The 13,926-nt window shown below is 64.2% G+C and carries 12 protein-coding genes; 7 read left to right on the top strand and 5 right to left on the bottom strand.

What is annotated here, in order from left to right:
• The first annotated feature begins 5 nt into the window (after window positions 1–5).
• Window positions 6–1,343, top strand: a complete 1,338-nt coding sequence (locus NKJ78_RS08780; RefSeq protein WP_352562425.1) for an MATE family efflux transporter — start codon at window positions 6–8, stop codon at window positions 1,341–1,343.
• On the opposite strand, the gene NKJ78_RS08775 is transcribed toward NKJ78_RS08780, so the two are convergent.
• Entirely contained in the window at window positions 1,340–2,410 is a 1,071-nt protein-coding gene (locus NKJ78_RS08775) for a quinone-dependent dihydroorotate dehydrogenase (protein WP_352459169.1), read from the bottom strand. The two genes, NKJ78_RS08780 and NKJ78_RS08775, sit on opposite strands and share 4 nt — an antisense overlap.
• On the bottom strand, window positions 2,407–2,757 hold the full coding sequence (locus NKJ78_RS08770) for a DUF952 domain-containing protein (protein WP_352459168.1): 351 nt from the start codon (window positions 2,755–2,757) through the stop codon (window positions 2,407–2,409). The genes NKJ78_RS08775 and NKJ78_RS08770 overlap by 4 nt, the downstream gene beginning before the upstream one ends.
• A 201-nt stretch (window positions 2,758–2,958) precedes the next feature.
• On the opposite strand from NKJ78_RS08770, the gene NKJ78_RS08765 reads away from it, so the two are divergent.
• Window positions 2,959–3,387, top strand: a complete 429-nt coding sequence (locus NKJ78_RS08765) for a hypothetical protein (RefSeq protein WP_023740730.1) — start codon at window positions 2,959–2,961, stop codon at window positions 3,385–3,387.
• Window positions 3,388–3,505: 118 nt separating this feature from the next.
• Complete coding sequence (locus tag NKJ78_RS08760; RefSeq protein ID WP_023806886.1) at window positions 3,506–4,165, top strand: response regulator transcription factor; 660 nt, start codon at window positions 3,506–3,508, stop codon at window positions 4,163–4,165.
• A 104-nt stretch (window positions 4,166–4,269) separates the two neighbouring features.
• Here NKJ78_RS08760 and NKJ78_RS08755 read toward each other — a convergent pair whose 3' ends face one another.
• Window positions 4,270–7,773 (bottom strand): PAS domain-containing hybrid sensor histidine kinase/response regulator, encoded by a 3,504-nt coding sequence (locus NKJ78_RS08755; RefSeq protein WP_023669648.1) that lies wholly within the window; start codon window positions 7,771–7,773, stop codon window positions 4,270–4,272.
• A gap of 247 nt (window positions 7,774–8,020) precedes the next feature.
• On the opposite strand from NKJ78_RS08755, the gene mscL reads away from it, so the two are divergent.
• Window positions 8,021–8,443 (top strand): large conductance mechanosensitive channel protein MscL, encoded by a 423-nt coding sequence (gene mscL / locus NKJ78_RS08750; RefSeq protein ID WP_023669649.1) that lies wholly within the window; start codon window positions 8,021–8,023, stop codon window positions 8,441–8,443.
• Window positions 8,444–8,602: 159 nt separating this feature from the next.
• Complete coding sequence (locus NKJ78_RS08745) at window positions 8,603–9,769, top strand: pyridoxal phosphate-dependent aminotransferase (RefSeq protein ID WP_023669650.1); 1,167 nt, start codon at window positions 8,603–8,605, stop codon at window positions 9,767–9,769.
• A gap of 19 nt (window positions 9,770–9,788) precedes the next feature.
• On the opposite strand, the gene hemA is transcribed toward NKJ78_RS08745, so the two are convergent.
• Window positions 9,789–11,066 (bottom strand): 5-aminolevulinate synthase, encoded by a 1,278-nt coding sequence (gene hemA, locus NKJ78_RS08740; protein ID WP_023669651.1) that lies wholly within the window; start codon window positions 11,064–11,066, stop codon window positions 9,789–9,791.
• A 279-nt stretch (window positions 11,067–11,345) separates the two neighbouring features.
• Between hemA and galE the strand changes: the two genes are divergently transcribed.
• Together galE and NKJ78_RS08730 are read left to right on the top strand one after the other, a co-directional pair.
• A complete protein-coding gene (gene galE / locus NKJ78_RS08735; RefSeq protein WP_023669652.1) occupies window positions 11,346–12,341 on the top strand; it encodes a UDP-glucose 4-epimerase GalE in 996 nt (331 codons plus the stop codon).
• Window positions 12,342–12,438: 97 nt separating this feature from the next.
• A complete protein-coding gene (locus NKJ78_RS08730; RefSeq protein ID WP_023688671.1) occupies window positions 12,439–13,689 on the top strand; it encodes a D-amino acid dehydrogenase in 1,251 nt (416 codons plus the stop codon).
• Window positions 13,690–13,696: 7 nt separating this feature from the next.
• Here NKJ78_RS08730 and NKJ78_RS08725 read toward each other — a convergent pair whose 3' ends face one another.
• The gene (locus NKJ78_RS08725) at window positions 13,697–13,906 is read right to left on the bottom strand and encodes a hypothetical protein (RefSeq protein ID WP_023688670.1); all 210 of its coding nucleotides are present in this window, start codon (window positions 13,904–13,906) and stop codon (window positions 13,697–13,699) included.
• Window positions 13,907–13,926: the final 20 nt, after the last annotated feature.

Raw genomic sequence — 13,926 nt, 5'->3', positions numbered from 1 at the left:
ATCCCCTGGACACGGGTGCAACCCCAGCCGACGCGAGACCCTTCGCCGTCACCAACCGTTCGGTGCTCGCCATCGCCGTGCCGATGACGCTCGCCTATCTGACGACGCCGCTGCTTGGCATCGTCGACACGGCTGTGGTCGGGCAGTTCGGCGATGCCGCCCTGCTCGGCGGCCTGACGGCCGGGGCGCTGGTCTTCGACGTCGTCTTCAGCACCTTCAATTTCCTGCGCTCCGGCACCACCGGCCTCGTCGCCCAGGCGTTCGGGCGCGGCGACGAACTGGAGGAGCAGGCGGTGTTCTGGCGCGCCGTGCTGATCGCGGCCGCGGCCGGCATCGTGCTTGTCGCCCTTGCGCCGCTGATCGCCATCGCCGGCCAGAAATTCATCGGCGGCGAAGCGCGCGTCAGCGAGGCGATGGGCGTCTATATCCACATCAGAATGCTCGCCGCGCCCTTCACGCTGATCAACTATGCCATCCTCGGTTATGTCCTTGGACGCGGTGAGGGCGGGCTTGGGCTGATGCTGCAGGGGGTGCTCAACGGCATCAACATCGTGCTTTGCATCCTGCTCGGCCTGAAGCTTGGCTGGGGCGTCGCCGGCGTGGCCTGGGCGACCGTCACCGGCGAATGTCTGGCCATGCTGTTGGGTCTCGCCATCGTTGTCTGGCGGTTCCGGGCCGCACCCCGCCTGCCGCGGCATCGCCTGCTCGACATGCCCGCTTTCCTGCGCATGCTGTCGCTCAACCGCGATATCATGATCCGCTCGTTCTCGCTGCTCGCCGCTTTCGCGCTGTTCACCCGCCAGGGCGCGCAGTTCGGCACGCTGACGCTGGCCGCCAATGCCGTGCTGATGAACTTCTTTCTCGTCGCCGGCTATTTCCTCGACGGTTTTGCCACAGCCGCCGAGCAGTTGGCGGGACGCGCGATCGGCGCACGCGCCGAGACGGCGTTCCGCCGGGCGGTGCGTCTGACCTTGTTCTGGGGGTTCGGCCTCGCCGGAACCGCGACGCTGATCTTCTGGCTCGGCGGCGCCGGCCTGATTTCTTTGATGACCACGTCGCAGGACGTTCGTGCTGCTGCCGACATCTATCTGCCGTGGGCGGCACTGACACCGTTGAGCGGCGTGCTGGCCTTCCAGATGGACGGCGTCTTCATCGGCGCCACGTGGTCGCGCGACATGCGCAACATGATGCTGGTGTCGTTCCTGGCCTTCAGCGCCGCATTGTTCAGCTTGGCGCCGTCTCTCGGCAATCACGGCCTGTGGGCGGCGCTGCACGTCTTCCTGCTGGTGCGCGGCTTTAGCCTGCTGGCCATCCTGCGGCTCCGGTTGCGCACGGCGTTTTAGAGCGGCCTGGCAGCCCACTGATCGAGCCGGCTGTCGCGCAGTTCGCGCAATGATTTCAGCCGCTCCTTGTCGGCAAATCGCACCATCCCGGCAAGGATGCGCCCCGGCAGCGCCGGCCCGGCATAGATCATGCCGGTGTAGAGCTGGACGAGATCGGCGCCGGCGCGGATTTTTTCCAGCGCGGCATCAGTGGAATCGACGCCGCCGACGCCGATAATGGCGCGCTCCGGCCCGAGCAGCCGACGCATCTTGGCCAGCACGATGGTCGAGCGCTCGAACAGCGGTTTTCCCGAGAGCCCGCCGGTCTCGCCGCTTGTGCTACGCAATCCGGTCCGCGCCAGCGTCGTGTTGGAGACGATGACGCCGTCGATCTGCTTCTCGCTGACTTCGGCGGCGATGTCCTCCAGCTCGGCCTCGACCAGATCGGGCGCGATCTTGAGGAAGAGGAGCGGCTGCGCCGAAGCTGCTGCACGCACCGCCATGACCCGAGACAACAGTTCGCCGAGCTGTTCGCGCGCCTGCATGGTGCGCAGGCCGGGCGTGTTGGGCGACGAGATGTTGACGGTGAGATAGCTGGCGTATTTCGCAAAGCGGGAAACGCCCAACTCATAGTCACGGACACGATCGGCGCTGTCCTTGTTGGCGCCGATGTTGACGCCGACAATGCCGCCGCGTCCCTGGCGCGCGGCAAGGCGTTTTTCCGCCGCCTCGTGGCCCTCATTGTTGAAGCCCAGGCGGTTGATCACCGCGTCATCCTGGGTCAGCCGGAAGATGCGCGGCTTCGGATTGCCCGCCTGCGGCAGCGGCGTCACGGTACCGACTTCGGCAAAGCCGAAACCGAGCCCAAGCAGCGCGTCCGGTACCTCGGCGTTCTTGTCGTAGCCGGCGGCCATGCCGAGCGGATTGGGAAAGGCGATGCCACAGAGGCTGACCTTCAACCTATCGTCTCGCACCACCCGTGCGCCGACCGGCAGACCGCATCGCAGCGCCGCGATCGACATGCCATGCGCCGTTTCCGGATCGAAGGTGAACAGCAGTTTCTGGCCGATGCGATCGAACACGCTCATTCGGCCTCCAGCGCCGGAAACTGGTGTGCGCCATCAGCGCCGAGCGGCAATGGTTTCACCCACAGCACGGCGCTCATATCGAGCACGCCATAGAGATGCGGAAACAGCGCGCCGCCGCGCGAGACCTCGTATTTCAGCGCGTCACCGAGCAGCGCCCCGTCGATGGCGATCAGCAGCAAATCCGTCTGGCCGGCGAAATGCTTCGCCGCCGTCTCCCTGACCTGATCAGCAGTGGAGAAATGGATGAAGCCGTCGGCGACGTCGATCGGAGCGCCGGTGAAGCGGCCGTTTTTCTCGGCCTCGCGCCAAAGGGCTTCGGGCGCGATCTTGTAGATGATCTGAGACATTGTTGCGCTATAAAGCAATTCCAGGAAAAGTGTGAAGCGGTTTTCCGCCCGGAATTGCGTTAAAACAAGGAGATAGAGCGGAGCGCCGTGGAACGGCGACCCGCTCTGGTCCGGATGGCTCATGCGGGGAAGGGCAACTCGTCCGCATTTACGGCGCAAAGCTGTGATAGGTTGCGCATACTGGCTCGTGGAGGATGGAACATGCGTCTGCAGCACATACTGATCCCCGCCGCACTGGTCTCGCTGGTTGCGGCATCGGCCTGGTCCGAAGAGACCGACCGCTACCGGCTGGAAAAATCCGCCAACGGTTATGTCCGCATGGACACCCGGACCGGCGCCATGTCGATATGCGAGGAGCGCTCCGGCCAGCTCGTCTGCAAGATGGCCGCCGACGAACGCGCCGCCTTCCAGGACGAAGTCGACCGTTTGCAGGCCTCGATGAAAGCAATGGACGAACGCGTCGCCAAGCTCGAGAACTCGCTGTCCGCCCGCCTCGAATCGAAGCTGCCGAGCGAGGAGGATTTCGACAAGACGATGAGCTATATGGAGCGCATGCTGCGCGGCTTCATGGGCATCGTCAAGGAAATGGACAAGGATGACGGCGCCAATCTCAATTCGCAAAAGACCTGAACTGCCCGGCGGGGAATGCCCCGTCCGGCCATTGCCGCATGAAGACAAAGCGCTTCGCCGCATAATCGTCCGGTCCCCGTAAAAGCCGATAATCAATAAGGGATTTGGGGAGGAACATTTGCCGTCGGGTTACACCTTCGTCATCGCCGACGACCATCCGCTTTTCCGCGGCGCGCTGAAAGAGGCGCTTGCCGGCGTTGGTGATGTCGCAGCCATTCACGAGGCCGGCGATTTCGAAAGCGCCAAGGCCCTGGTCGTGGCCAATGAGGATGTCGACCTCGTGCTGCTCGACCTGTCGATGCCGGGCGCCAGCGGCCTGTCCGGTCTGATCGCGCTGCGCGGCATCCACCCGGCGGTGCCGCTGGTGGTGGTGTCGGCACATGACGACCCGGTGACCATCCGGCGCGCGCTCGATCTCGGCGCGTCCGGCTTCATCTCCAAATCGGCCAGTATGGAAGAGATTCGCAGCGCCGTGCAGACGGTGCTGGCCGGCGACATCGCAGCACCCGTCGGCATCGACCTCGGCGTCGAGCGCGACCCCGAAATATCCGACCTGATCAAGCGGCTGCAGGCGCTGACACCGCAGCAGACGCGTGTCCTCGGCATGCTGGCCGAAGGCCTGCTCAACAAGCAGATCGCGTACGAACTCAGCGTCTCCGAAGCGACGGTCAAGGCGCATGTCTCGGCCATCCTGCAAAAGCTCGGCGTCGACAGCCGCACCCAGGCGGTGATCCAGCTGTCCAAGATCGGCAGCGATCCGTTGCAGCCAGCAGGCTAAAGCGCATCGCGCTGAACGGATTCATGCGACCCGCTTTAGCTCTTGTTCGATGCATGTCGTGGTCCCAGAACCGGGGCACACTTCTGGGCGACATGCATTGAACCCTACTCGGCCGCCGACGCCAGCGGCCTGACCCTTGCCATCATCGAACGCAGCACCGCCGGCTTCAGCGGCTTGTTGATCACCGGCACGTCGAGCGCGGCGGCAGCGGCACGGACCTCAGTGGAGCGGTCGGCGGTGACCAGCACGGCCGGCAGGTCGGAACCATGGATGTCACGCAGGCGGGCGATGATGTCGAGGCCGCTTCTGCCATCGAGATGATAGTCGGCAAGCACGATGTCGGGACGATCGGCCTTGGCGAAATCCTCCGAACCCGAAAACGTGCCGATGCTGCAGCCCCAGCCCTCGAGCAGAAGCCGCATGCCGTCGAGGATGCGGGCGTCGTTGTCGATGCACATGACGCGCAGGCCGGCCAGCGAATTCGCGGTGCGGGCAGGCGCCTTCGGCTCGACCTCGCGCCGCGGCGCCTCAACCGCCGCAACCGGCAGGATAACGGAAAAGCGCGTACCCTTGCCCGGGTTGGAAAAGATCTGGATCTCGAGCCGCAGCACCCGCGCGATGCGGTCGACGATGGACAGGCCAAGGCCGAGACCTTCGGCCTCGCGCACGCCTTCGTCCAGCCGGGTGAACTCGTTGAAGACCGTGTTCAGCTTGTCGCCGGCAATGCCGATGCCAGTGTCGATCACCTGGATTTCGGCGAGTTCGCCGCGCCGTCGCACGCCGACCAGGATGCGGCCATGGGGGGTGTATTTGATGGCGTTGGAGACCAGATTCTGGATCAGCCGGCGCAGCAGGTTGCGGTCCGTCAACACGCTGAGTGACGAGGCTATGATCGTCAGATCGAGTTTCTTTTCGGCGGCGAGCGGCTGAAAATCATTGCCGATCTGGCGCAGCAGCCCGTCCAGGCGGAAGGCGCTGTCATCGGGTTTCATCGCGCCGGCGTCGAGGCGGGAAATGTCGAGCACGGCGCCCAGGATCGTCTCGACCGATTCCAGCGAGGATTCGATGTTGATAGCAGCCTTCCCGGCCGGGCCCTTGCCGGCCTTTTCGATCAGCGACGAGCAGTAGAGACGGGCGGCGTTCAGCGGCTGCAGGATGTCGTGGCCAGCGGCGGCGAGGAAGCGCGTCTTGCCCAGATTGGCCTCCTCGGCCAGCATCTGCGCCTGCGCCAGCTCCTCATTGACCCGGGTCAACTCCTCGTTAACCCTAGTCAGTTCGATGGTCCGCGTCTTGACCCGCTGCTCCAGCGATTCATTGGCCCGCTTCAGCGCCAAATCCTGTTCGACGCGTCCTGATATGTCGGCATAGGTGGCGACGATTCCGCCGTCCGGCATCGGGTTGGAGCGCAGTTCGAGGATACGGCCACTGGTCTTCAACTCCATCTGCCATGGGCTGACGAAGCTGGTCAGCCGGTTGAGCATCGCCACGCGCTGGTCGGCCGGAATATCGCCGCGCTCGGCGAGGTGGCGCAGGATGCGGTCGAGCGAGACGCCGACCTGGCCCATCTCGTCGGGCAGGTCGAACAGCGCGCGATATTGTCTGTTCCAGCAGATCAGACGAAAATCGCGGTCGAATACGGTGATGCCCTGCTCCATCTGGTCGAGCGCGATCTGCAGCAGGTCGCGATTGTGCTGCAGCGCTTCGGTGGCGTCGTCGAGCAGGCGAAAGGCGTCCTTGGACTCGCGGTCGTTGCGGCGAAACAGCAGCGACAGGATCAGCCGCGCCGAAGACGAGCCGACCGCGCTCGCCAGCAGCTGCTCGGAAAAGCGGATGACATCCATGCTGGCCTGCTCATTGCCGTGCAGCGAGACGCCATTGCTTTTCTCGAAGGATTGGAAGGAGCGCTCGGTGCGCTCGACGCCGAGGTAGCGCGAGATGGTGTCCTTCAGCACGTTGACGGTGATGGCGGTGCGGAAGCGGCGCAGGCTGGGCATCGGGCCGGATTCGCGCGGCACGAAGATCGACGCCTGGATCCGCTCCAGCGGCACTGACGCGCGCGACAGCGAGCCGAGCACGAAGAACAGCGTGTTGACCGACAGGCTCCAGAGCACGCCGTGGTTCAACGGTTCGGCGACGGTGCCGAACAGAGCCTGCGGCCGCAGCGCCTCGAAACCGAACAACCCCTGCACGACGATGTCCGCGTCGGCTGCCGAGAGCGACGGCAAAAGCAGCGTATAGCCCCAGACGAGGATGCCGGCGACCATGCCAAGGGCCGCGCCGCGGCCATTGGCGCCGCGCCAGATCAGCCCGCCGATCAGCGCCGGCGCGAATTGGGCGATTGCCGCGAACGACATCAGGCCGATCGACGACAGCCGCGCCGAGTTGGTGCTTTCGCGGTAGTAGAGGAAGGCAATGAACAACAGGATGAAGATGGCGCCGCGCCGCACGTTGAGGATCAGCGTCGACCAATCCTCATTCTCAGAGGTCGTGGTCTTGAGCAGGCGGCGCACGAACAGCGGGATGACGAGGTCGTTGGAGATCATGATCGACAGCGCCACGCTTTCGACGATCACCATGGCGGTCGCCGCCGATAGCCCACCGATGAAGGCGGCCATGGCGAGGAAGTCATGGCCGCCGAACAAGGGCAGCGCCAGCACATAGAGGTCACTGGTGGTTTTGGTGCCGACCAGCGCCAGGCCGGCGAAGGCGATCGGCAGCACGAACAGGTTTATCGCCACGAGATAGAGCGGAAACACCCAGGTCGCGGTGCGCAGTTCGGCCTCGCCGCGGTTCTCGACGATGGTGACGTAGAACTGGCGCGGCAGCATGATGATGGCAAAGCCGCTCAGGCAAGTCAGCACCAGCCAGGTGGCGAGCGAGGTGTTGTAGCCCATGGCTTGCCGCACCTGGCTGTTTTCGGCCAGCTTGTCGATCATGTCGCCCGGGCCGCCGAAGATCAGGAAGGTGACCATCAGGCCGATCGCCAGGAAGGCGGCGAGCTTGACCACGGTTTCGACCGCCACCGCCAGCACCAGCCCGTCCTGGTGCTCGGTGGCGTCGGCATGGCGGGTGCCGAACAGCACCGCAAACAGCGCCAAGAGCATGGCCACCACCAGCGAGATGTCGCTGACGAAGGGATCGAAGGAGGGCGGCGATCCCGTATAATGCTCGACCATCAGGCCGACCGAACCGGAGATCGCCTTCAATTGCAGTGCGATATAGGGCACCGCACCGATGGTGGCGATCAGCGTGGCGATCGCCGAGACGGCAAAGCTCTTGCCGTAGCGGGCGCCGAGGAAGTCGGCGATCGAGGTGATCTTCTCGCTCTTGGCCAGCCGCACGATGCGGTTGAGGAGCGGAAAGCCGAACACGAACACCAGCACCGGGCCGGTATAGATGCCGAGAAATTCGAGGCCGCGCTCGGAGGACAGCCCGACCGAGCCGAAGAAGGTCCATGAGGTGCAGTAGATGGCGAGGCTGAGCGCATAGATGAAGGGCCGGGCGCGGCCGGGTCCCAACGCCGTTGAACGCCGGTCGCCGAGGCTGGCGATGACGAACAGCAGCGTCACATAGGCGACGGCAATGATGACGATGAACCAGCCCTGCACGGCCCGAAAGTCCTCCTCGGCCAGCTTTCACGGCCTTCCCAGAGGCAATCACAGCTCCAAGGTCAAGTCCATCGCGGCTTTCGGCGCATGGTCGCGACGCCGCCCTGTCGAACCGTGAACCAAGGTAAGGAGAAAGCGGTGTTTTCCAGCTTTTGCTTCTGTTGCAACCGCAGGTTTTTGTTATGGTGCGCACGGGCCGACGCCGGAGGGACGGCGGCAGCGCGGTCGTCATGACAAGGAGGGTCGAATGCTGAAAGAATTCCAGGAATTCATTTCCAAGGGCAATGTGATGGACTTGGCCGTCGGTGTCATCATCGGCGCCGCCTTCGGCAAGATCGTCACTTCGCTGGTCGACGACGTCATCATGCCGATCGTCGGCGCGATCTTCGGCGGACTGGATTTCAACAACTACTTCCTGGGACTTTCCTCGGCCGTCAACGCTCCGACTTTGGACGCGGCCAAGGGGCAAGGCGCGGTCCTTGCCTATGGCAGCTTCATCACCGCGACGCTAAACTTCCTCATCCTCGCCTTCATCATCTTCCTGATGGTCAAGGCGGTGAACAACCTGCGCAAGCGGCTTGAGCGCGAGAAGCCCGCCGCCCCGGCCGCTCCGCCGCCGGCTGACGTCGCACTGCTCACTGAAATTCGCGATCTCCTCGCCAGGAAATAGCCCAAGGTTCGATTTCTGGACCAAAACCCCGGTCGTTCGCGGCCGGGGTTTTCTGTTGCCGCATCTGCTAAGACCATCCGCCAATGCATGTCGCCCAGAAGTGTGCAGCGGTTCTGGGATAACGACATGCATCAAAGCAGACATCAAAACGGACCTGTCATGACCCTGATCGATAGCTTGCGCGCCGAAGCGGTGGCCGCGCCCGAAAGCGGCATTGTCGCCGTCGTCAATTACGGCCGTACGCGCGAGGGCATGATCCCGCTCTGGGCCGGTGAAGGCGATTTGCCGACGCCTGCCTTCATTTCGGAAGCCGCCGCCAAGGGGCTCGCCAATGGCGAGACCTTCTATACCTGGCAGAAAGGCATTCCGGAGCTGAGGCAAGCGCTTTCCCGCTACTATGCCAGGCATTTCGGCAAGAGCTTCGCCGAAGAGGAATTCATCGCAACCGGTTCCGGCATGCATGCCATTCAGTTGGCATTAGCCGCGGTCGCCGGCAGCGGCGACGAGGTGGTCTATCTCTCCCCGGCCTGGCCGAATTTCGCCGCCGCCGCCGGTATTTCCGGCGCTACCCCGGTTGCGGTCACGCTCGACCAGTCGGGCAATGGCTGGTCCTGCGATGTCGACAAGATTGCGGCTGCGGTGACGCCGCGCACCAAGGCGCTGTTCGTCAACACGCCATCGAACCCCACCGGCTGGACGGCCGATAAGGAAACACTGCAGGCGATCCTGAATCTCGCCCGCCAAAAGGGCCTGTGGATCATCGCCGACGAGATCTATTCGCTGTTCCACTACGGCCACGGCCGTGCGCCGTCCTTCCTCGACATTTCGACCGCGGAAGACCGCATCCTGTTCGTCAACTCCTTTTCCAAGAACTGGGCGATGACCGGCTGGCGCGTCGGCTGGATCAAGACCCATCCCGAGCTGCAGCAGGTGTTCGAGAACCTGATCCAGTATTCGACCTCAGGCGTCGCCCAGTTCATGCAGCGCGGCGCCGTCGCGGCGCTGGACCACGGTGATGCCTTCATCGTCGAGCAGGTGGAGCGCGCCAGGAAAGCGCGCGACCTGGTCTGCGATATTCTCGGCGCAACCGGCAAAGCGCGCTTCACCGTGCCGCAAGGCGCGTTCTATTTGTTCTTCACGGTAGACGGCATCACCGATCCGCGCCGGGCCGCTTTCGACATTGTCGACAAGGCCAATGTCGGCCTCGCGCCGGGCACCGCCTTCGGCCCTGGCGGAGAGGCGTTTTTGCGCCTGTGCTTCCACCGCCGCCTCGACCAGCTCGAGGAAGCGGCACACCGGCTGGCGGGATGGATGAGGACGGTTTGAGGTTAAATGGGCGGCGGCTTCAGCCGCCCGACTTCGGCACCAGCAGCGGCACAATCCGGTCGCTCTTGGTGACAGTGGGCCGCCCTGCGGAGCCATAGGGAATGCCCAGCGCATCCCATGTCTCGACCAGCGCGTCCTGCAGTCCCGCAATCAGCGCATCGGTATGGAACGGCGTCGGCGTGATGCGCAGCCGCTCGGTGCCGCGCGGCACGGTCGGATAGTTGATCGGCTGGATGTAGATGCCGTGCACGCCGAGCAGACGGTCGCTGGCCATCTTGCAGAGTTCGGGGTCACCGACCAGCACCGGCACGATGTGTGTCGGCGATTCCATCACCGGCAGGCCGGCTGCAGACAGAACCTCCTTGGTCCGCGACGCCTGGCGCTGTTGCGCATCGCGCTCGGCTTGCGACCGCTTGAGGTGGCGGATGGACGTGGTGGCGGCGGCGGCGACGGCCGGCGGCAGCGCCGTGGTGAAGATGAAGCCCGGCGCATAGGAGCGCACCGCGTCGATGATGGCGCTGTTGCCGGCGATATAGCCGCCCAGCGTGCCGAACGCCTTGGCCAACGTGCCTTCGATGATATCGATGCGGTCGGCAAGCCCCTCGCGCTCGGTGATGCCGCCGCCGCGCGGTCCGTACATGCCGACGGCATGGACCTCGTCAATATAGGTCATGGCGTTGTAGCGTTCGGCCAGTTCGACGATCTGCTTGATTGGCGCAATGTCGCCGTCCATCGAATAGACGCTCTCGAACACGATCAGCTTGGCGCGTTCGCGGCCCGCCGCCTGTAGCAGGCTTTCGAGATGCGCGACGTCGTTGTGACGGAAGATCTTCTTTTCGGCGCCCGAGCGCCGCACGCCTTCGATCATCGAGGCATGGTTGAGCTCGTCCGAAATGATCAGGCAGTTGGGCAAAAGCCGCGCAATGGTCGAGATCGACGCTTCGTTGGAGACGAAGCCGGAGGTGAAGACCAGCGCCGCTTCCTTGTCGTGCAGGTCGGCCAGTTCCAGCTCGAGCTCGACCAACGGGTTCGAGGTGCCGGAAATGTTGCGGGTGCCGCCGGCGCCCGAACCCATCTTGCCGGCCGCGTTCTGGAAAGCGGCGATGACATCGGGGTTCTGGCCCATGCCGAGATAGTCGTTGGAGCACCAGACGGTGATTTCCTCGGCGCGGCCGTTGGAACGCCAGATAGCGCGCGGAAACTTGCCGACAATGCGCTCGAGATCGGCGAAAACCCGGTAGCGCCGCTCGGCGTGGAGCTGGTCGATCGCTTCCTCGAAGAACCGCTGATAGTTCATGTCGCCTTCCCAGTTTTGCGCGGGATCATAATCGTTGGCCCATTCGTCGTCCACCGGGCCGTTTTGGTCAAAATGCCACGCCCCAAGCCTGTTCCTAACGACCCCGGATCGTGGCCTATTCCCTTGATGTGGATCAATTTTGTTTCCGTACGATGCCACAGGCCGGTGAGACTGTTACGGATCTAACATTCAGGCGTTTCTAATGGCCTTGCCGCAGGCTTTCCAGTAAGGCGGTGATTGAGACAGTTTCCGATAAATCATGAGTAAAAGAGGACACGGATGACGGTTTTGGTAACGGGCGGCGCCGGTTATATCGGCAGCCACATGGTCTGGGAACTGCTGGATGCCGGCGAGAGCGTCGTCGTTCTCGACCGCCTTTCCACGGGCTTCGAATGGGCGGTGGCGCCGGAGGCCAAGCTGGTCGTCGGCGATGTCGCCGATAGGGAATTGGTCGGCCAGATCATCCGGGATAACAAGGTCGACGCGATCATCCACTTCGCCGGTTCCATCGTGGTGCCGGAATCGGTTGCCGATCCGCTCGCCTATTACGAGAACAACACCTCCAAGACCCGCACGCTGATCGAAACCGCCGTGCGCGAGGGCGTGCCGCATTTCATCTTCTCCTCGACCGCCGCCGTCTATGGCGGCGCCGGCCTGGAGCCGGTGCGTGAGGATGCCCGCCTGGCGCCGGAATCGCCCTACGGCCTGTCCAAGCTGATGAGCGAATGGATGCTGCGCGATGCAGCGCTTGCGCATCCCTTGCGCTACACGGCGCTGCGCTACTTCAACGTCGCCGGCGCCGATCCCAGGGGCCGGACGGGGCAGTCGACGCCTGGCGCCACGCATCTGATCAAGGTCGCCTGCGAGACCGCGCTCGGCAAACGCCCCTTCATGCAGGTGTTCGGCACCGATTATCCGACGCCGGACGGCACCTGCATGCGCGATTATATCCATGTCAGCGACCTGGCTGCGGCGCACCGGCTGGCGCTGCAGCGCCTGCGCGCCGGCGGCGGCAGCCTCGTCGCCAATTGCGGCTACAGCCACGGCTATTCGGTGCTCGAGGTCATCGACAGCGTGCGGCGCGCCTTCGGCCGGGATTTCGAGGTCAAGATGGGCGACCGGCGCCCCGGCGACGCCGCCGCCGTGGTTGCCAATTCGGACCTTGCACGCGCCGAACTCGGCTGGACCCCGCAACGCGACGACCTCGACCAGATCGTCGCCGATGCACTCGCCTGGGAGCGTATCCTCACCGGCAAGAACTCCGCGCGGGGCTGAGCCGGGCACTTCCGAGGGCTCGCAAGGCGCGCGGCGAAGCGCTATTGAAGCAATGGCGGTGCGGCGTGGAGGCGCTGTGCCGCGAAGAGGGGGTGGCATGAAGATAACGGTGCTTGGAGCCGGCGTTGTCGGTACCGCGGCCGCCTATTATCTGGCCGCCGACGGCCATGAGGTCACCGTGATCGAGCGCCATCCGGCGCCGGCGCGCGGCACCAGCCAGTCCAATGCCGGTCTGGTGTCGCCGGGCGACGCCACCGCCTGGGCCTCCCCGGCGGCGCTGAAGACCTTCCTGCGCGCGCTCTGGAACCATGATCTCGGCATCAAGGTCAGGCTGCGCTTCGATCCCTATTTCCTCGCCTGGAGCCTGCGCTTCCTGCGCCAGTGCACGGTGGCGCGCCTGCGCGCCAACAGCCAGGTCAAACTGCGCCTGGCGCTCTATTCGCGCGACTGCATCAACGCGCTCTCCGACGCCACCGGCATCCACTATGACGAGCGCAAGAAGGGCATTCTTTATTTCTTCCGCTCGCAGCACAGTCTCGACACCGGCACCGACAACTACCAGTTTCTGGCGAAGCATGGCCTGCAGATCGAGATCGTCGGCCGCGACCGGCTGGTCGAACTTGAGCCCGGGCTCGCCGGAGTGAAGGAAAAGATCGCCGGCGGCGTTTATTCGCCAATCGACCAGACCGGCGATTCCAGGATATTCGTCGATGGGCTGGCCGCCTATGCCGCCGAAAAGCTCGGCGTCAGATTCCTGTTCGACACCACGGTCGAGGGGCTCGACATAGAAGGCGATCGGGTGCGTGCGGTCATGACATCGGCCGGCCCGGTGACGGGCGACGCCGTCGTCATCGCCATGGGCCCCGAGAGCGGCCTGATCGGCCGCCGCTACGGTATCGACCTGCCCGTCTATCCGGTTAAAGGCTATAGCGCGACCATCCCGCTGGAGGACGAGAGCAAGGGACCGACCATGGGCGGCGCCGACGAGGACCGGCTGGTTGGTTACTCCAGGCTCGGAAACCGCCTGCGCATGTCCTCGACAGCCGAGTTCACCGGCTTCGACCGCAGCTTCAAGCTCAGCGACTTCAAGTCCATGCTGAGCACCGGCAAAGACCTTTTCCCCGGCGCTTTCGACGAGAAGAAGGCGCTGTTGTGGGCAGGTCTGCGACCGATGATGCCCAACTCGGTGCCGGTCATCGGCAAGGCGAAATACAAGAACCTTTACCTCGACACCGGCCACGGCCATGTCGGCTGGACCATGGCCTGCGGCTCGGGCAAGTTCCTGGCCGACCTCGTCGCCGGCCGCAAGCCGGAGATCGACCCGCAAGGGCTGGTCTACGGGAACTGAGGGAGCTCTAGTCGTCGTGTTGGCATCGAGTCCATTCGTCGTGCACCCATTCGGCAAGCCATCCGCGCTCAAGCTGGCCAATCTGTGCCAAGTTTTCCTGCCTGGCGGTCAAATGGCCGAGACCGATAACTTCGAAACCTCCGCAGTCCGCGGGGTGATCATGTTCGCCGCAGGTCAGTTGCCACTCACCATCGAAATGATGAACGACCAGCGTCACCGGCCTCTCCGATCGAAAGA

It is taken from the genome of Mesorhizobium sp. M0037 (genome assembly GCF_040323635.1).
Classification (GTDB): Bacteria; Pseudomonadota; Alphaproteobacteria; order Rhizobiales; family Rhizobiaceae; genus Mesorhizobium.
This window is presented reverse-complemented; position numbering and strand designations above follow the sequence as displayed.